The sequence below is a fragment of the Qipengyuania gaetbuli genome (assembly GCF_020171365.1).
Taxonomy (GTDB): domain Bacteria; phylum Pseudomonadota; class Alphaproteobacteria; order Sphingomonadales; family Sphingomonadaceae; genus Qipengyuania; species Qipengyuania gaetbuli_B.
This window is the reverse complement of the sequence record NZ_JAIUZO010000002.1, coordinates 478,484-494,396: the sequence shown is the minus strand read 5'-3', so window position 1 is coordinate 494,396 and position 15,913 is coordinate 478,484. Positions and strand designations below refer to the sequence as shown.

General features: G+C 66.2%; 21 protein-coding genes. 7 read left to right on the top strand and 14 right to left on the bottom strand.

All coding sequences use genetic code 11. The features are described 5' to 3' along the window. Positions 1–5: 5 nt before the first annotated feature. Genes nusB through hisG form a run of 3 tightly spaced genes read right to left on the bottom strand, consistent with a single transcriptional unit; the run spans position 6 to position 2,397 of the window. Complete coding sequence (gene nusB / locus LCL94_RS02960) at positions 6–458, bottom strand: transcription antitermination factor NusB (RefSeq protein WP_160607695.1); 453 nt, start codon at positions 456–458, stop codon at positions 6–8. Further along, a complete protein-coding gene (gene hisD / locus LCL94_RS02955; RefSeq protein ID WP_224830917.1) occupies positions 455–1,744 on the bottom strand; it encodes a histidinol dehydrogenase in 1,290 nt (429 codons plus the stop codon). Before hisD ends, nusB begins: the two co-directional genes overlap by 4 nt. Next, entirely contained in the window at positions 1,744–2,397 is a 654-nt protein-coding gene (gene hisG / locus LCL94_RS02950) for an ATP phosphoribosyltransferase (protein ID WP_224830916.1), read from the bottom strand. Before hisG ends, hisD begins: the two co-directional genes overlap by 1 nt. A gap of 44 nt (positions 2,398–2,441) precedes the next feature. On the opposite strand from hisG, the gene LCL94_RS02945 reads away from it, so the two are divergent. Next, complete coding sequence (locus LCL94_RS02945) at positions 2,442–3,509, top strand: DUF2332 domain-containing protein (RefSeq protein WP_224830915.1); 1,068 nt, start codon at positions 2,442–2,444, stop codon at positions 3,507–3,509. Here the strand turns inward: LCL94_RS02945 and LCL94_RS02940 are convergent. The 4 genes from LCL94_RS02940 to LCL94_RS02925 are packed head-to-tail and all read right to left on the bottom strand — an operon-like array spanning position 3,506 to position 6,407. Continuing rightward, positions 3,506–4,408 (bottom strand): alpha/beta fold hydrolase, encoded by a 903-nt coding sequence (locus LCL94_RS02940; RefSeq protein WP_224830914.1) that lies wholly within the window; start codon positions 4,406–4,408, stop codon positions 3,506–3,508. The two genes, LCL94_RS02945 and LCL94_RS02940, sit on opposite strands and share 4 nt — an antisense overlap. Further along, the gene (locus tag LCL94_RS02935) at positions 4,408–5,223 is read right to left on the bottom strand and encodes an SDR family NAD(P)-dependent oxidoreductase (RefSeq protein ID WP_224830913.1); all 816 of its coding nucleotides are present in this window, start codon (positions 5,221–5,223) and stop codon (positions 4,408–4,410) included. The genes LCL94_RS02940 and LCL94_RS02935 overlap by 1 nt, the downstream gene beginning before the upstream one ends. Before the next feature lie 10 nt (positions 5,224–5,233). Next, positions 5,234–6,124, bottom strand: a complete 891-nt coding sequence (locus tag LCL94_RS02930; protein ID WP_224830912.1) for a pirin family protein — start codon at positions 6,122–6,124, stop codon at positions 5,234–5,236. A 10-nt stretch (positions 6,125–6,134) separates the two neighbouring features. After that, entirely contained in the window at positions 6,135–6,407 is a 273-nt protein-coding gene (locus LCL94_RS02925) for a BolA family protein (RefSeq protein ID WP_222553996.1), read from the bottom strand. Between the two features lie 60 nt (positions 6,408–6,467). Here LCL94_RS02925 and LCL94_RS02920 point away from each other — a divergent pair, with 60 nt between their 5' ends. Then, positions 6,468–7,061: a DnaJ domain-containing protein gene (locus tag LCL94_RS02920; RefSeq protein ID WP_224830911.1), complete on the top strand. Its 594-nt coding sequence runs from the start codon at positions 6,468–6,470 to the stop codon at positions 7,059–7,061. Here LCL94_RS02920 and LCL94_RS02915 read toward each other — a convergent pair. Genes LCL94_RS02915 through LCL94_RS02900 form a run of 4 tightly spaced genes read right to left on the bottom strand, consistent with a single transcriptional unit; the run spans position 7,058 to position 9,443 of the window. Next, a complete protein-coding gene (locus LCL94_RS02915; protein WP_224830910.1) occupies positions 7,058–7,540 on the bottom strand; it encodes a VOC family protein in 483 nt (160 codons plus the stop codon). The two genes, LCL94_RS02920 and LCL94_RS02915, sit on opposite strands and share 4 nt — an antisense overlap. Continuing rightward, the gene (locus tag LCL94_RS02910) at positions 7,533–8,171 is read right to left on the bottom strand and encodes a glutathione S-transferase family protein (protein ID WP_224830909.1); all 639 of its coding nucleotides are present in this window, start codon (positions 8,169–8,171) and stop codon (positions 7,533–7,535) included. The genes LCL94_RS02915 and LCL94_RS02910 overlap by 8 nt, the downstream gene beginning before the upstream one ends. 3 nt (positions 8,172–8,174) lie before the next feature. Then, positions 8,175–8,540, bottom strand: coding sequence for a DUF1428 domain-containing protein (locus LCL94_RS02905; RefSeq protein WP_318245561.1), 366 nt, complete (start codon positions 8,538–8,540; stop codon positions 8,175–8,177). Between the two features lie 57 nt (positions 8,541–8,597). Next, positions 8,598–9,443 carry an oxygenase MpaB family protein gene (locus LCL94_RS02900; RefSeq protein WP_224830907.1) on the bottom strand — a complete coding sequence of 282 codons (846 nt, stop codon included), beginning with the start codon at positions 9,441–9,443 and terminating at the stop codon, positions 8,598–8,600. A gap of 55 nt (positions 9,444–9,498) precedes the next feature. Here LCL94_RS02900 and LCL94_RS02895 point away from each other — a divergent pair, with 55 nt between their 5' ends. Next, positions 9,499–10,491: an AAA family ATPase gene (locus tag LCL94_RS02895; protein WP_224830906.1), complete on the top strand. Its 993-nt coding sequence runs from the start codon at positions 9,499–9,501 to the stop codon at positions 10,489–10,491. Positions 10,492–10,540: 49 nt separating this feature from the next. Next, entirely contained in the window at positions 10,541–12,730 is a 2,190-nt protein-coding gene (locus LCL94_RS02890) for a transglycosylase domain-containing protein (RefSeq protein WP_224830905.1), read from the top strand. Here LCL94_RS02890 and LCL94_RS02885 read toward each other — a convergent pair. Together LCL94_RS02885 and LCL94_RS02880 are read right to left on the bottom strand one after the other, a co-directional pair. After that, positions 12,727–13,143 carry a PaaI family thioesterase gene (locus tag LCL94_RS02885; RefSeq protein ID WP_224830904.1) on the bottom strand — a complete coding sequence of 139 codons (417 nt, stop codon included), beginning with the start codon at positions 13,141–13,143 and terminating at the stop codon, positions 12,727–12,729. The genes LCL94_RS02890 and LCL94_RS02885 overlap by 4 nt on opposite strands. Further along, a complete protein-coding gene (locus LCL94_RS02880) occupies positions 13,133–13,594 on the bottom strand; it encodes a PaaI family thioesterase (protein WP_224832646.1) in 462 nt (153 codons plus the stop codon). The genes LCL94_RS02885 and LCL94_RS02880 overlap by 11 nt, the downstream gene beginning before the upstream one ends. A 138-nt stretch (positions 13,595–13,732) precedes the next feature. Here LCL94_RS02880 and LCL94_RS02875 point away from each other — a divergent pair, with 138 nt between their 5' ends. From LCL94_RS02875 to LCL94_RS02865, 3 genes are read left to right on the top strand one after another with little or no spacing between them, the layout of a single operon-like run. After that, positions 13,733–13,894, top strand: a complete 162-nt coding sequence (locus LCL94_RS02875; protein WP_170290007.1) for a hypothetical protein — start codon at positions 13,733–13,735, stop codon at positions 13,892–13,894. A 15-nt stretch (positions 13,895–13,909) separates the two neighbouring features. Further along, positions 13,910–14,875: a hypothetical protein gene (locus tag LCL94_RS02870; RefSeq protein ID WP_224830903.1), complete on the top strand. Its 966-nt coding sequence runs from the start codon at positions 13,910–13,912 to the stop codon at positions 14,873–14,875. Then, positions 14,863–15,777: a transposase gene (locus LCL94_RS02865; protein WP_224830902.1), complete on the top strand. Its 915-nt coding sequence runs from the start codon at positions 14,863–14,865 to the stop codon at positions 15,775–15,777. The genes LCL94_RS02870 and LCL94_RS02865 overlap by 13 nt, the downstream gene beginning before the upstream one ends. On the opposite strand, the gene LCL94_RS02860 is transcribed toward LCL94_RS02865, so the two are convergent. Then, a complete protein-coding gene (locus LCL94_RS02860) occupies positions 15,755–15,895 on the bottom strand; it encodes a hypothetical protein (RefSeq protein WP_160607656.1) in 141 nt (46 codons plus the stop codon). The two genes, LCL94_RS02865 and LCL94_RS02860, sit on opposite strands and share 23 nt — an antisense overlap. Between the last annotated feature and the right edge of the window lie 18 nt (positions 15,896–15,913).

The following is a 15,913-nucleotide window of genomic DNA, read 5'->3' as shown; positions in this document are numbered from 1 at the left end:
TTCGTTCAGCGTCCGATCTCTTTGGCGACCGCGTCGAGGATGCCGTTGACGAACTTCGCCTCGCGGTCGTCGAAGAAGGCCTTGGCGACGTCGACATATTCGCTGATCGCGGCGGCCATGGGCACGTCGGCGCGGGCGAGCAGTTCGTAGCTGCCGGCGCGCAGGATCTGCAGCATGGTCTTGTCGAGACGGGCGAGCGTCCAGCCAGAGGCGAGGCGCGCGGCAATCAGGTCGTCGATCTCGCCGCGGCGGGCATCGACGCCCTTCACGATATCGTCGAAGAACTCGACATCGGCCTCGGCATATTCCTCGTCCTCGATCACCTTGCCGAGGCGGTGCTGGTGGAATTCGTCGAGGAGGCGGGCGGTGGCCGTGCCTTCCATCTGCTGCTGGTAAAGCGCCTGGACGGCGCCGAGGCGGGCGGCGCTGCGGGCCTGCGAACGAGGGTTGTTGCTCATGACAGTCTCTTGGAAATCGAAAGGGCGTGCGCGGGGAGGCCTTCCGCCTCGGCAAGGCGCACGGCGGCGGGCCCGATGGCTTCGAGCGCGCCTTGGCTGGCACCGATGAAGCTGGTGCGCTTCATGAAGTCGAGCACCGACAACCCGCTCGCAAAACGCGCGCGGCGGCCGGTGGGAAGGACGTGGTTGGGCCCGGCGATGTAGTCGCCGACGGCTTCGGGCGTATTGCGACCGAGGAAGACGCTGCCTGCATGGCGAAGCTTTGCGAACAGCGGCTCGGGATCGTCCACGGCGATCTCGACGTGTTCGGCGGCCAGCCGGTCGGCGAGCGGTATCGCGTCCTCGAGGCCGTCGACCACGACGATCAGGCCGTGCGCGTCCCAGCTGGCCCGCGCCGTCTTGGCGGTCGGCAGCTTCATCAGGGCGAGGTCGACCGCATCTTCGACCTGCGCGGCAAAGCGCGCATCGTCGGTGATCAGGATCGACTGGCTGGTCGGGTCGTGTTCGGCCTGGCTCAACAGGTCCGCGGCGATCCATTCGGGATTGTTCTTGCCGTCGGCAATAACGAGGATTTCGCTGGGGCCTGCCACCATGTCGATGCCAACCACGCCGTAAAGCTGGCGCTTGGCTTCCGCGACCCAGGCATTGCCGGGACCGGTGACGACGTCGACGCGCTTGATGCGCTGCGTGCCATAGGCGAGCGCGGCCACCGCCTGCGCCCCGCCGACGCGGTAGATCTCGTCCACCCCGGCGATATGCGCGGCGGCCAGCACCAGCGGGTTCACCTCGCCCTTGGGCGTGGGGGTGGTGACGACAAGGCGCCCGACGCCCGCGACCTTGGCGGGAATGGCGTTCATCAGCAGCGAGGAGGGATAGGCCGCACGCCCGCCGGGGACGTAGAGCCCCGCCGCATCGACCGCCGTCCAGCGCGCACCGAGCCGCATGCCGATGGCATCGGTATAGTCGCGGTCTTCGGGCAGCTGGCCTTCGTGATAGGCGCGGATACGTTCGGCAGCGGTTTCCAGCGCCTCGCGCAGGTCCGCGTCGAGCGCCTTGTACGCGTCTTCGCAGGTTTCCTTCGAGATCGACCAGTCGTCCTCGGTGGAGAGATTGTGGCCGTCGAAGCGCGTGGTGTATTCGACCAGCGCCTTGTCGCCGCGCTCGCGCACCTCGTGGAGGATGGCGGACACGTCCCGGCCGACCTGCACGTCGCTTTCGCGGCGGTCGCGCACGACCTTGGTGAACTTCGCCTCGAAGCCTTCGTCGCTCGTCTTCAGCATCAGCATCAGGCGGCGCTCCGCTCTTCGCTGATGGCGCGGAAGGCCTCGACCAGTGCGGCAACGCGCGGATCGGTCTTCAGCGCGGCGCGGTTGACGATCAGGCGCGCGGAAATGTCCATGATGCGGCTGGTTTCGACAAGCCCGTTCTCGCGCAGCGTCGTGCCGGTCGAGACGAGGTCGACGATGCGGCCTGCAAGGCCCAGCTCGGGCGCGATTTCCATCGCCCCGTTCAGCTTCACGCATTCGGCCTGGATGCCCATCCGCTCGAAATGGCGGCGGGTGATGTTGGGATACTTGGTGGCAACGCGCAGGTGGCTGGCGCTGCTGGTGCCTTGCGCGCCCTTCGGCTCCGCCACGGCGAGGTGGCAGTGGCCGATGTCGAGATCGACCGGCGCGTAGAGTTCGGCATAGTCGAACTCCTCGATCACGTCGGACCCGACGATGCCCAGTTGCGCCGCGCCATGCGCCACGAACGTCGCCACGTCGAAGGCGCGCACGCGGATCAGGCGCATGTCGTCGCGCGTCGTGGCGAAGGTGAGCGAGCGGTTGGCCTTGTCGTGAAAGCCATCCTCGGGCACCACGCCGGCACGCGCCATCACGGGCAGCGCTTCGTCGAGGATGCGCCCCTTGGGAATGGCAAAGGTCAGGCTGTTGGTCATTGCGTGGCGGCAGATAGTGACACGAGGCAGAAAGGGCAACGCATATGGCGGACGGCGCGGTAATGGAAATCGTATCGGTGCCCGAAGCCATCGAATGGCAGGCCCGTCATGCCGAGAATGCCGGCGCTCCCGGAACGGCGATGGTGGTCCGCGCACTGCTGGCGCTGGAAGCAAGCGAGGCTGCCACCGCGCGCCGGATTTTCGCCTGGCAGGGACTGTCGCTGCGCGATGCCATGCCGCTGAGGATAGCAGGCGGCATCCATAATTTGCTGCTGACGGGAGAGGAGCCGCGGCTGGCGGACGTCTATGCCGGGCGCGTCGCCTCGCAAGCCGATGTCGATGCGCTGCTGCTGGAGATCGTGGAAGCGCATGACGCGCGCCTGATGCCGTGGCTCGACGGGCCGCCGCAGACCAACGAGGCAGGCCGCTCGGCCAGCTTTGCCGCCGCACTGTTGTGGCTGGCGGACGGGCGGACGACGCCGCGCTTCGAATTCCTCGAAATCGGTGCCAGCGCGGGGATCAACACGATGATGGGCCGCTATCATTACGACCTCGGCGGGGTGGAGACGGGCCCTGCGGCCAGCTGGATGCGGATTGCCCCCGAATGGCGCGGCAATCCGCCGCCTGCCGCCGCCATCGAGTTCGCCGATGCGCGCGGCAGCGACATCGCGCCGGTCGATCTGGCCGAAGAGGAGGAGGCGCTGCGCCTCAAGAGCTACGTCTGGCCCGAGGCGACCGGCCGGATGGCCCGGATCGATGCCGCGATTGCGCTGGCAAAGCAGATGCCGCCTGCCATCGAGCGCATGGATGCAGGCGACTGGGTCGAGCAGGAACTGGCGCGCGAGCAGGAAGCAGGCGTCACCCGCGTGCTCGCCCATTCGATCATGTGGCAATACCTTCCCGACGCGACACAGGCGCGGATCGAGGCGGCCATGCAGGCTGCAGGCGCGCGTGCGGATGCAGAGCACCCCTTCGCCCATGTCAGCCTCGAAACCAACCGCGAGACCTTCGCGCACGAACTCAAGGTGCGGTACTTGCCGGGCGGCGAAGTCCAAGTGCATCTCGCCAATGCGCATCCCCACGGCGCGTGGGTGGAGTGGCTCGGCGGCTAGGCCGTCCGCGCGAAGAATTCCTCCATCGCGGAATTGACCGCATCGGGCGCTTCCCACGGCACGAAGTGGCCGCAATCGGGCACCTTCACCAGTGTCAGGTCGGACACGTGCCGGTCCAGCTCGTCGGTATTCTCCGGCGGCAGGGCGAGGTCGTCCTGCGCCCAGATAACCAGTGTCGGGATGGTGATCGGCGGGAAGGGTGCAGGAGCCCAGCCTTCGGGCACTTCATAGGGCGCATCGAGCGGCGGGATGTCGATCGGGCTGGCGCGGTACCAGTTGAGCATGGCGATCGCGGCGTCGCGGTCCTGCCAGTCCTCCAGCAGGCGCATGCGCTCTGCCGGTTCCATCTTGTCGGGCGCGTCCCAGCGGATCTGGTCCTCGAGGATGCCGAAGAGGCCTTTCTCCTGCACCAGCGCCTCCTTCGCCGGATCGCGGAAGCCGCGCATGTACTGGCTCGCCTCGCGCTGGACGGGGGAGGTGTAGAGCAGCTTCTGGAAGACCGCGTGGTGCGGCGCGTTGGCGACGACCGCGCGCGTGACCTTGCCGGTCATCTGGCCCGCCATCGCCACGCCCCAGGCGATCGCGCCGCCCCAGTCGTGGCCGACGATGGTGAATTTGTCGACGCCCAGCGCCTCTGCCAGCAGCAAGACGTCGCCCACGATCTTGTCGGGCGTGTAGCTGTCCACGCCTTCGGGCTTGGACGAGCCGCGATAGCCGCGCTGGTCGGCGGCGATGCAGCGGTAGCGGTCCTCGAAATGGGCGATCTGGTGGCGCCAGGTCCGGTGGCTTTCCGGAAAGCCGTGCAAGAAAATGAGCACCGGCGCATCGCGCGGGCCGGTGTCGACGGTGTCGAGTTCGATGCCGTTGGCGAGGGTGACGCGGGTCTGTGGCCAGTCCATCAGTCTTCTGCCTGCATCTTTTCCATGTAGCCCGCCGCCACCATGGCCGCGACCTGGTCGAACATGGCGTCGGGCGTGCGGCGGCTTTCGCCCATCGCCTGCTCCATGCCCTCGGCTACGATGATCTCGCGCTCGCCTGCCTCGACCGCGTCGATGATGCGGCGAGCGGCCTCTTGCGGGGGAATGCCGTTGTCGATGACCTTGTCGCTGCGCCCGCGCTTGCTGCCGTCGGCAGTCAGTGCGTTCCGGCTGACATCGGTTGCGACCGAGCCGGGGCACACGACGTGGACGGCGATACCGCTCTGCGACAATTCGCCGCGCAGCGCGTCGGCATAGCCGATGAGGCCGTGCTTGGCCGCGCAATAGGCCGTACGCATGGGCACGCCGACCTTGCCCGCGATGGAGGAGATGAACATCAAATGCCCGCTGCCGCGCGCCGTGAAGTGCGGCAGAAGCGCCTGCGTCGCGGCGATCTGCGCGGTGAGGTCGACCTCGATGATGTCGCGGTAGACCTGCATCGCGGTGTCGACCGCCGGGCTGCGCTGCGAAATGCCGGCATTGGCGACGAAGATGTCGACATGGCCCTTCCAGCCGGTGGCCTTGTCCGTTGCGGCCTGCATCGCGGCCTCGTCGCGCACGTCGAAGGGGAGGACGAGCGTTTCGGTGGGCAGGCTGGCGGCGACTTCGGCAAGGCGCGCCTCGTCGCGGCCCGACAGGATGATGGCGGCGCCGCGCGCAGCCCATTCCTTCGCCAGCACGGCCCCGATGCCGCTCGATGCGCCGGTGATCCAGGCGGTCTTTCCCTCGAAACTCATGTGGTCCCCCTCACGGATAGGTAACGGTCTTCGGCTCGCCTTCCGGCAGTTCGATGCGCTCTTCGCTGTCGCCCGGGATTTCGGGGAAGCGGTGGTTGCGCCAGTCTTCCTTGGCCTGCTGGATGCGCTCGCGGCGCGAGCTGACGAAGTTCCACCAGGCATGACGCTTGGTCTCGAACGCTTCGCCGCCCAGCAGCATGACGCGCGCGCCGGTCCTGCTTTCCAGCGTCATGTCGCGGCCTGGCTGGAGGATGTTGAGCGTGTATTGCTCCAGCTCGTGCCCGTCGACGCTCGCCTCACCGCCGACCAGCATCAGCGCGCGTTCGTCGGCGTCTTCCTCGATCGGGATGGCGCCGCCCGCTTCCAGCATGATCTCGGCATAGATGGTGTCGGCATAGGTGGTGGTGGGCGCGCGTTCGCCCCACAATTCGCCCATGATGACGATTGCCCGCGCGCGCCCGTCCTCGACGATGGGAAGCTCGGTCACCGCCTCGAAGGCCGGGTCGATTTCCTCGCGCCCGTCGGGCAGGGCGAGCCAGGTCTGCATGCCGTAGAGTTTCGGCCCCGCCTTGCGCTCTGCCGCGGGCGAGCGTTCGGAATGCACGATGCCGCGCCCGGCGGTCATCAAATTCACCTGCCCCGGACGGATCGTCGAGAAACTGCCGATACTGTCGCGGTGCTCGATCGCGCCCTCGAACAGCCAGGTCACCGTGGCGAGGTTGATGTGCGGATGCGGGCGCACGTCCATGCCCGTGCCGAGGTCGAGCTGCGCAGGCCCGAACTGGTCGACGAAGATGAAGGGGCCGACCATCGTCCGCTTCTTGGCCGGGAGAACCCGTCGGACCTCGAACTGGCCGAGGTCGTGGGTTGTCGGCGTAAGCGTCAGGTCGATCTGGCTCATCTCGGTTCCCTTATGGTGTCGGTGCGGATGCCTGGATGGAAAGGGCGTGGACGCGCTCGCCCGGAATGTCGCCCAGCGCGCGGTTGACCATGCGCTGGCGCTCGAGGCGGCTCTTGCCAGCAAAGGCGGGTGCCTCGATCACGACGGTGAAATGCGATTCGCCGCTGCCGTCGTCGCCGGCATGGCCGTGGTGCTTGGCGCTGTCGTTGATCACTTCGAGGCGCGTAGGCGCGAAAGCCCCGGTCAAAAGCCGTTCCATCTCCTGCTGAACCGGTCCTGCCATGCGTTCGCTTCTCCTTGCTGCCTCTTCCCATACAGCGTTTCGCTCCCCATCCTAGAACGAATGCGCCAGACAAAGTTTCACGGACGGCACGAAGCCGAAAGAAGAACCTGCGATCATCCCGCCTGCACCGAGGCAGGCGAATTCCGCGCGCCGGGAACGGCCGGGCACGGCTTCGACGGACCGGGAAGCTGGCGCTGGATGTGCCTTGACCACGTGCGCGAATTCAATGCCGGATACGACTGGTTCGAAGGCATGACCGCAGAGGAAATCCTCGAGGCGCAGGCCCCGGCAAGCGGGTGGCGCACCGAGAGCCCGAGCTTCCGTCCCACTGCCGGCGTCGACGGAATGCCGCGCTGGGCCGATTACGACGACCCGCTGGAAGCGATCTCGGCACGCGCCAACGGCATCAAGAGCCGCGCGCGCAGGCAGGCCGAGATGTCGATGGACGGACGCTTCAGCAGGGAAGAGGCAGAGGCGCTCGACACGATGGGCCTCGGGCTGGACGTTGACCGCACCAGGCTGAGGCGGCGCTATTCCGAACTGGTGCGCCGCTACCACCCCGACCGCAATGGCGGCGACCGCACTCACGAGGCGCGGCTGGGCAAGGTGGTCGCAGCTTACCAGACCCTGCGCAAGAGCCGCGCGATCGCCTAACCGGCCAATGCCGCCTCGATCGCGGCGTGGTCGATCTTCACCATCTGCATCATCGCGCCGAAGACGCGCCCCTTCACCTCGGGGTCTTCGTGCCCGAGCCCTTCCATCAACACGCGCGGCACGACTTGCCAGCGGATGCCGAAACGGTCGGTCAGCCAGCTGCAAGCCATGGGCGAACCCGTCTCGCCCAGCAGGGCGTCCCAGTAGCGGTCGGCTTCCTCCTGCGTTTCGGTGAAGACCTGCAGCGATATGGCGTTGGTGAATGTGTCGTCGGTGTTGCCGTTCATGGCCATCGTCCTAAGGCCCAGCAGGGTCATGTCGATGGTCAGCACGTCACCCGCCTTGCCGCCGGGCCAGTCGGTGGGCGAGCGGTTGATCGAGACGATTTCGCTGTCGGGGAAGAGGTCGCAGTAAAAGCGCGCGGCTGCTTCCGCGTCCTTCTCGAACCAGAGGCACAGGGTCAGCTTTTCGTCAGCCATTGGCCTGCGCCTTGGCGATGAGGTCCATGTCGATGGCCTTGGCTTCCTTGTAGGCCGTGCGTTCGCGCAGCCGTGCTGCATAATCCTCGAACACGGCGCGCTTGGGGATGGAGCCGAAATTGAGGCCCCAGTCGACCTGGCTGCCGACATAGACATCGGCCATGGTAAAGCGGTCGCCGCAGACGAAATCGCGGCCCGTCAGCAGCGTGTCGAACGTGTCCATCGCCCGCTCGTAACTGCCGTAGCCGAGCATGCCCTGCTTTTGCGGATCGTCGACCGACCAGCCCATCGCGCGCGACACCACGGCCTGTTCGACGGGACCAGCAGCGAAGAAGAAATAGCGGAAGTAATCCGCCTTCTCGTCGGGCAGGGGAAGCAGGCCTCGCTCGGGGTGCATTTCGGCAAGGTAATGGCAGATCGCCGCGGTTTCGGTGACGACGTGGATATGGTCGCCGCCGTGATGGTGGACGAGCGTGGGCACCTTGCCGAGCGGGTTTGCCTCGGTCAGGCCGACCGGCTTGTTCATCCAGTCGACCAGCTCGGTGGAATAATCCGCGCCGACTTCGTGAAGGGCCCAGCGCGCGATCTGGCCGCGGCTCATCGGATTGGTGAAGAAAGTGTATTGCGCCATGGCTCAGGCCTCCTTCCACACCAGCGGTTCGAACCCGCCGTAGATCATGCGCTTCCCGTCAAAGGGCATGTCGCTGCCGTCGGCCGCGCCGAAATTCTCCGCCATGCGCGGGTCGGCCATCATCTTGTCGTGGCTGGCGTCGGCGGTTTCCTTGTCGTCCCAGGTGACCCAGGAGAACACGACCTTCTCGCCTTCTTCGCATTTGACCGCGCGGCGGAAATCGGTGGTGTGCCCGTCGGGCACGTCGACCTCCCAGCATTCGACCTGCGACCTTGCGCCATAGTCTTTCGCGATGTCCCAGAACTTCTCGGCGACCTCGCGATAGGCATCCTTCTTGTCAGCTGGGACGGCGAGCACAAATCCGTTCACATACACCGGCACTCTCCTCTCGCCGGCAGCGTAGCAGCAACATTCTGGAATGCGGCATCAATTCTGGCGGAAGGCCCATCGCAGCGTCTTGCCCATGCCCCAGGTCGCAGCACGTGCGGGGATCGCGGCAAGGCCCGGGCGCTCGAGCCCCAGCATCGAGCGGGCGAAGGGTGGCAGCAGTGCCACCGCCTCAGCGCCGAGCAGGGCCTGGACTGCGGGCGGCGAGCCTTCGGGCTTTTGTGTCAGCACCAGCTGCGCCATCTCGCGAGCTTGCGCCGAAGCACGCAAATCGCCGCGCAGCTCGCGGAACAGCACCTCCGCCTCGCGCCGGTCGAGCGGGACGGGGTCCGCGCCCAACGCGCGGGCGATGACGGCGAACTGGCGGTAATATTCGTCCTGTTCGTGCCCAGGCATGTCGGGGCGCACGTGGCGCAGGTATGCGGCAAGGAAGCTGGTCGCCTCGGCCACGTGGACCCAGGCCAATGTGCGCGGATCGGACGCCTCGTAGCGCGTGCCGTCGGGCAGGGTTCCGCCGACCGCTGCGTGGATCCGGTTGACCCGCTCGATCGCCGCCTGCGCATCGTCGCGGTGGCCGAAAGTGGTGACCGCGATGAAGCGGGCCGTGCGGCGCAGGCGCCCGTGCATGTCCTCGCGGAAATTGGAATGGTCGAGCACGCCCTGCAGCGCATGGGGATGAAGCATCTGCAGCAGCAGGCTCCTGATCCCGCCGACCATCATCGCCACGATATCGGCGTGGACCATGCGGATGGGCGAATTCTTCTCGAACAGGGCCTCGTCCGACACCGGCACCGGCTGTTCGCCGCCCTCGATATCGTTGAACACGCCGCGCACGCGATCGACCAGTTTCAGGCGAAGACGCTCGGATAGAGGTTCTTGCGGCATCGCGACCCATTATAGGCTTGGCTCGGCGGAGATAAATCCCTACCTCGCCCATGCGATGAACGAGATGACCGACAAGACCTTCGACGCGGCCGCCAGGACCGTCCTTCCCGCACCCGATATTGAAGTCGACGTCCGCGAGACGTTCGGCATCGACATCGACTGGAAAGTCCCCGCCTTTTCAAAGCCCGACGAACGCACGCCCGATCTCGACGAAAGCTACGTGTTCGATCCGGACACCACGCTCGCCATCCTCGCCGGCTTTGCGCACGACCGCCGCGTGATGGTGCAGGGCTATCACGGCACCGGCAAGTCGACCCACATCGAACAGGTCGCCGCGCGCCTCAACTGGCCGTGCATCCGCATCAACCTCGATGCCCACATCAGCCGTATCGACCTTGTCGGCCGCGATGCCATCGTGCTGCGCGACGGCTTGCAGGTGACCGAATTCCGCGAAGGCCTGCTACCGTGGGCGCTGCAGCACCCGGTCGCGCTGGTGTTCGACGAATATGACGCGGGCCGCCCGGACGTGATGTTCGTGATCCAGCGCGTTCTCGAACAGCAGGGCAAGCTGACCCTGCTCGACCAGAACCGAGTGATCCGCCCGGACCCGAACTTCCGCCTGTTCGCCACCGCCAACACGGTCGGCCTCGGTGATACCAGCGGACTTTACCACGGGACGCAGGCCATCAACCAGGGGCAGATGGACCGCTGGAACATCGTGGTCGGCCTCAACTATTTGCCCGCCGAGACCGAGCAGAAGATCGTCGAGGCGAAGAACCCCGACATCGATCCCAAGATCCTTGCCAACATGATCAAGGTCGCCGACCTGTCGCGGCAGGGCTTCATCAACGGCGATATCTCGACCGTGATGAGCCCGCGCACAGTGATCACCTGGGCGCAGAACTACGCCATCTTCAAGGACGTGGGCTTTGCCTTCCGCCTTTCCTTCCTCAACAAGTGCGACGAGGAAGAGCGCATGCTGGTGGCCGAATACTACCAGCGCGTGTTCGGCGAAGACCTGCCCGAAAGCGTGGTCGGGAAGAGTTAATCTTCAAGCCACTATGAATAGCTGTGTTGACCTGATAACACAGTAGGCAATGGGCGTTCTCGATTCCATCTTTCGCAGGCGACGGGCAGAACCCGAGGTGCAGGGGCACCGCGGTTTCTATTCGATCCACGACGGTTTCGACGATGATGCCTGGGAAGCGCGCTGGGACGATCTCGACAGCGCGGTTGCCCGCCAGGAAAAGGAACGCCTGCGCCCCTGGCAGCGCGATTACTGGCGCGACCGCAGGAAACGCTGGTGGGTGGTCCGGATCGTTGCCGGGCTGATCGGGCTGTTCATCCTGCTGGTTGGCTGGCTTGCCATCACGGCACCGCTGTCGAAATCGCTTGAACCAATTGCGCCGCCACAAATCACGCTTCTGGCCGCCGATGGGACCCCGATTGCGCGCAACGGCGCGATCACGGACGAGCCGGTCGATGTCTCGCAATTGCCGCCGCACGTGGTCGAGGCCTTCCTGGCGATCGAGGACCGGCGCTTCTACGATCACTGGGGTATCGACCCGCGCGGCATCGCCCGCGCTGCCTTCACCGGTACCGGCGGCGGCAGCACGATCACCCAGCAGCTCGCCAAGTTCACCTTCCTTACTCCCGAACGCACGCTGACCCGCAAGGCGCGCGAGGCGATGATCGCCTTCTGGCTGGAGGCCTGGCTGACCAAGGACGAGATTCTCGAACGTTACCTGTCGAACGCCTATTTCGGCGACAATGTGTATGGATTGCGGGCGGCAAGCCTGCATTACTTTTATCGCCAGCCGGAAAACCTGCGGCCCAACCAGGCAGCCATGCTCGCCGGCCTGCTGCAGGCCCCCAGCGCCTATGCGCCGACCAAGCACTACGACCGCGCGGCCAAGCGCATGGGACTGGTCGTCCAGTCGATGGTCGCCGCCGGCTACATAACCGAGGGCGAGGCGCGCGCCATGCGGCCACCCGCTCTCGATGTTCGCATGAAGAGCGACCTTCCCACCGGCACCTATTTCGCCGACTGGGCGCTGCCCGAAGCGCGCAAGCTGTCGGAAACCGGCTATTCCCGCCAGACGCTTACCACCACGCTCGACAGCCGCCTCCAGAACATTGCCCGCCGCGTGACCTCGCGCGCTCCGCTGGGCGGGGCACAGGTGGCGCTGGTCGCCATGCGTCCCAATGGTGAGGTCGTGGCGATGATCGGCGGCAAGGATTACGAGAAATCGCCGTTCAACCGCGCGACGCAGGCCAAGCGCCAGCCGGGTTCGACGTTCAAGCTGTTCGTCTATCTTGCCGCCCTGCGCGATGGGTGGGAACCGGGCGACCGGATCGACAATACCGAGATCACGCAAGGCAGCTACCGCCCCAAGAATTCGCGGGGACGCTATTCGGAAAGCCTGACGCTGGAAGATGCCTTTGCCCAGTCGAGCAACGTCGCCGCCGTCCGCCTGCTGGGCGAGGTCGGCAGCGACAAGGTGATCGAGACGGCACGCGATTTCGGCATCACCGCGCCGCTGGCCGAGGGCGATCCCAGCATGGCGCTGGGCACCTCGACCATGACCCTGCTCGAACTCACCGCTGCCTATGCAGGCGTCGCCGCCAATGCCTATCCGGTCGAGCCGCGCGCATTCGCCGCGCCGGAGCAGAGCTGGTTCGAATGGCTGGTCGACGGTCCCTCCACCTTGCCGAGCAGGGTGCACGAGGACATGCAGCGGCTGCTGCGCGCGGCGATCAATCGCGGTACCGGCTCTGCGGCGATGCTGTCGGTCGCCAATTTCGGCAAAACCGGCACCACGCAGGACAACCGCGATGCGCTGTTCGTGGGCTATGCAGGCGACCTGGTGGTCGGCGTTTGGATCGGTAATGACGACAACTCGCCCCTGAACGGTATTTCGGGTGGCGGCCTGCCCGCGCGCATCTGGCGCGATTTCATGACGCAGGCGCTTGGCTCGGGGGCGGGCGGCGACAGGCCGGGGCCGCGTGCCAGCGAGGATCCCGGCGGTCCGGTCGAGCCGCTCGATGTGCCCAATCTCGACGATATCCCGCTGGGCGATGGCAATTCGCGCCTGCGCATCCGCGATGGCGAGGCCGTGTTCTCCACCCAAATCGATGGCGTCCCCGTCGATATCCGGCTGGGCGAGGAAGGCGTCGCAATCTCCGAAGAGGCGATCGAGGAAGCGCGGCGCAGGGCAGAGGAACAGCGCAACGAAGTGCTCCGGCGCGAACTGGAGCGCCAGGGCCAGCTGGAGCCGGCGAACTAGCCTTCGCTATCCGCCATAAGCACGTTCATGACTGCCGTGGCGATGGGCCGCGAGGGGTCGTCCTGCCAAGCTTCCACGGTGATATTGGCGCTGCGGCGCCCAAGCTTGGTGATGCGGCCACGCGCAAAGCTCTCGCGGCTCTTGCCCGCGGACAAGTATTGCACCGTGATGTTGATCGGCTTGAGCATGGCCTCACGCCCGCTGCGGGCCAGTTCGGCGCGGAGCGCGGCATAGCCCGCCGTTTCCAGCAGGCCCCCCGTGGCCCCGCCGTGGTAATGCTCGGGCCGACCTTCGACCGCTTCGTCGAAGGCGACGCGCATCACGGGCATACCCTCGTCCCAATGAGCCAGCTCGATGCCGAGCGAGCGGGCGTAGGGCGTCAGCACGCCGAGATCGCCGGGCTCATTGGCCATTGGGGACCCCCCGCGCGTCCTTGCCGCCGATCTTCATGAAAACCGCCTGGATGTGCGCTACCGGATCATCCGCATCGCCGTCATGGGCAAGGCCGCGCACGAAAGCGGCGCTGCGGGTTACGCGGTAACATTGGGACCGCCCGAAAACCGCCGCGCCTTCGCGCGCCGGACGCACGTAATCGACCCGCAAGTCCAGCGTGGCGATCGGCTCGAACCGATCCATCGCCTTCCAGATGGCAAGCCCGCTGGCCATGTCCATCAAACTGAGGATCGGGCCGGAAGCCAGCACATGCTGCCCTTCCTCGCCCAATAGGTCCGTGCGCCACGGTAGCTCCAGTTCAACCCAGTCTTCACCATGGGAGGAATATTTCAGGCCCAGCCAACCGGAATGGCCCCGACTGGTCAGGAAAGGCGTTGCAGCCTTGGGATCGAAACGCGGCGTGTCGCTCATGGTCGGGGGCGCGATAGCCACCGGTTCCCGCCGATTACAATCTTTTAATTCGATCCTTTGCCCCCGAGCCTCCAGCCGTGGGGCGCGCGAATGGAGGGAAGGGCAATTCTGCCGGCCCGCGCGCAAGGGGTCACAACAATGGAATTACCCAAGATCGACATCGCCAGCCTGCCTGGCCTCGAGACAGCAACCGGCCTGTTCGGCAGCCTGTCGGCAGGCAGCGGACCGAGCGTGGACGACCGGATCGTCGTCATCATGGTCTATCTCTACGAACTCGTCCCGCCGGAAGCGCTGGTCTAGGGCCAGGACAACGCAATGCGGATCAGTCCGGAATTGCGCGCGCTGCGGGGCGATGCCGCCTCGCAGCGCAATGCGCAGGAAGCGCTGGAGGCAGCGCGCGATGCCTGGCGCGACGGCCCGGCGGCCGAGGTGCTCGGGGAGCTCGCGCGATATGGCGATGGCGCTGCCCTGGACGATTGCCCAGCGCTGGGCGCGCTGTTCGATGGGTGTGCCGATGCGACCGAATTTCTTGGCTCGCTGGTCGACGACCTGCTCGCAGGGCTTCGCGAGCATCCGCTCGGCCAGGTTCCCTTGCGGCACCAGCACTCCGACGGGATGAGCGTGCTGCAGCTTGCCCAATCGGGGCGCGCCACGCTGACCTTGCTGGCCTACGCCGATACCGGCGCCGAGCCACCCGCATCGGCCTGCTTTGCGGGCGGCGAACGGCATGAGGCGGTACTGGCCGGGGCTGCCGACATCCTCTCGCTCGAATTGCTGGAGGAACGGGGCGGGCAAGCGGCGATCGATTGCAGCGCGCGGTGCATTGCCGCCGGAGACGTGCTGCAATTCGCCGGTCCCGCCCGGACGAAATCGGTTCGCAGGGTGCACGGTTCGCTGGTCGTCCTTCGCCTTGCCCGGAGCGATGCGGTGCCCTGCGAGGCACGCGAATACTCGCTCGACGATGGCCGCCTCGTCCATCGCGCCAGCGGCTCGCGTAGCGAAAGCCGCCACGAAATGATGCTCGCACTGCTGGGCCGGATGGGCCGCAGCGATGCTGCTCCGGTCATGGCCGCGATGACCCGTGAAGGAAGCGAGCATATCCGCTGGCAGGCGCTGCGCGAGTGCCTTGCGCTCGATACCGCAGCCGGCTTCTTGGCCCTTGGCGCGCTTGCCCGCGATCCTGCCGATCCGCTCTCGGCCTCGGCAGGCGCGCTGCGCGCCCAGCTTGTCGAAACCTATCCCGCCCTCGCAACCATCGAGGAACTGCCATGCCCCGCCTGATCGAAAACGACGACACGACTGCCCACGGTCTCGAAGCCTGCCTAGACCAGCTGGGCTGCGGCTTCGACCCCGGCGACGAGGACAGCCTCGCCAATGCGGCCAGTGCTCTCAAGAAGCTGGCCAACGACCGGGACTTCCTCGGCGACCTGCTGATTGCCCAGCTCCAGAACCGCCACCGCGAGGGAGGGAGCGATAGCGGCTATGGCCCGCAATCGATTGTCTTGTCGCCCAATCGCGGTGGCCACTTCCTGCGCGCGAATATCTGGCCCAGCGAGGACGAGGCCTGTTTCCGGGCGAGCGGTGCGAAAACGTTCGTCTACGGCATCCCGCACGACCACAATTTCAGCTTCCTGACCGCGGGCTACTTCGGGCCGGGCTACCTTAGCGACTATTACGAGTACGATTACGAGGCCGTGGCGGGCTATCGCGGCGAGAATGCGGGGCTGCGGTTCGTCGAACGGTCCGCGCTGGAGACGGGCAAGCTGATGCTGTACCGCGCCCACCTCGACGTCCACGCGCAATTGCCGCCCGAAAGCCTCTCGGTCTCGCTCAACGTCATGCATATCGACCCTGCGCAGGGCTGGTATGACCAGTATGGCTTCGACCTCGACAGCAATGCGGTGACAGGCATCCTCAACCCGACTTCGACAGAATGCTTCCTGCGGTGTGCGGTGGGTCTGGGCGGAGAGGACGCGCTCGATTTCGCCGAATGGGCCGGCCACGCGCATCCGAGCGACCGGATGCGACTGGCCAGCTACGAAGCGCGAGCGGGACTGCTGGGCTTGGCCGGACGCGACGCGCTGTGGCGCGAAGCGGAAAACGCAGGCAGCGTAATGGTGGCGAAAGAGGCCGCGCGCAGGCGTGCGGCTCTCGAAGAAGCTACCAGAGAACCAGCAATGTGACGATGAACAGGAAGGCGATGAAGGCGAGGCCGATCAGCCTCGCTGCCCTTTGCACTCTCGTGCGGCGAATTTCCCCGCCGCCGACGTAGACGTCGAACACGTCGAACAATCCCAGCATTTGCGACCCTGCCCCCCT

Bases quoted from the DNA above. Each gene is read 5' to 3' on its own strand.
- LCL94_RS02910 (WP_224830909.1), bottom strand. From the start codon at position 8,171: ATGGCGCAATACACTTTCTTCACCAATCCGATGAGCCGCGGCCAGATC.
- LCL94_RS02880 (WP_224832646.1), bottom strand. From the start codon at position 13,594: ATGAGCGACACGCCGCGTTTCGATCCCAAGGCTGCAACGCCTTTCCTG.
- LCL94_RS02875 (WP_170290007.1), top strand. From the start codon at position 13,733: ATGGAATTACCCAAGATCGACATCGCCAGCCTGCCTGGCCTCGAGACA.
- LCL94_RS02915 (WP_224830910.1), bottom strand. From the start codon at position 7,540: ATGGCTGACGAAAAGCTGACCCTGTGCCTCTGGTTCGAGAAGGACGCG.
- LCL94_RS02945 (WP_224830915.1), top strand. From the start codon at position 2,442: ATGGCGGACGGCGCGGTAATGGAAATCGTATCGGTGCCCGAAGCCATC.
- LCL94_RS02860 (WP_160607656.1), bottom strand. From the start codon at position 15,895: ATGCTGGGATTGTTCGACGTGTTCGACGTCTACGTCGGCGGCGGGGAA.
- LCL94_RS02865 (WP_224830902.1), top strand. From the start codon at position 14,863: ATGCCCCGCCTGATCGAAAACGACGACACGACTGCCCACGGTCTCGAA.
- LCL94_RS02920 (WP_224830911.1), top strand. From the start codon at position 6,468: ATGCGCCAGACAAAGTTTCACGGACGGCACGAAGCCGAAAGAAGAACC.
- LCL94_RS02895 (WP_224830906.1), top strand. From the start codon at position 9,499: ATGAACGAGATGACCGACAAGACCTTCGACGCGGCCGCCAGGACCGTC.
- hisD (WP_224830917.1), bottom strand. From the start codon at position 1,744: ATGCTGATGCTGAAGACGAGCGACGAAGGCTTCGAGGCGAAGTTCACC.
- LCL94_RS02900 (WP_224830907.1), bottom strand. From the start codon at position 9,443: ATGCCGCAAGAACCTCTATCCGAGCGTCTTCGCCTGAAACTGGTCGAT.
- LCL94_RS02885 (WP_224830904.1), bottom strand. From the start codon at position 13,143: ATGGCCAATGAGCCCGGCGATCTCGGCGTGCTGACGCCCTACGCCCGC.
- LCL94_RS02930 (WP_224830912.1), bottom strand. From the start codon at position 6,124: ATGAGCCAGATCGACCTGACGCTTACGCCGACAACCCACGACCTCGGC.
- LCL94_RS02940 (WP_224830914.1), bottom strand. From the start codon at position 4,408: ATGGACTGGCCACAGACCCGCGTCACCCTCGCCAACGGCATCGAACTC.
- hisG (WP_224830916.1), bottom strand. From the start codon at position 2,397: ATGACCAACAGCCTGACCTTTGCCATTCCCAAGGGGCGCATCCTCGAC.
- nusB (WP_160607695.1), bottom strand. From the start codon at position 458: ATGAGCAACAACCCTCGTTCGCAGGCCCGCAGCGCCGCCCGCCTCGGC.
- LCL94_RS02925 (WP_222553996.1), bottom strand. From the start codon at position 6,407: ATGGCAGGACCGGTTCAGCAGGAGATGGAACGGCTTTTGACCGGGGCT.
- LCL94_RS02935 (WP_224830913.1), bottom strand. From the start codon at position 5,223: ATGAGTTTCGAGGGAAAGACCGCCTGGATCACCGGCGCATCGAGCGGC.
- LCL94_RS02890 (WP_224830905.1), top strand. From the start codon at position 10,541: ATGGGCGTTCTCGATTCCATCTTTCGCAGGCGACGGGCAGAACCCGAG.
- LCL94_RS02870 (WP_224830903.1), top strand. From the start codon at position 13,910: ATGCGGATCAGTCCGGAATTGCGCGCGCTGCGGGGCGATGCCGCCTCG.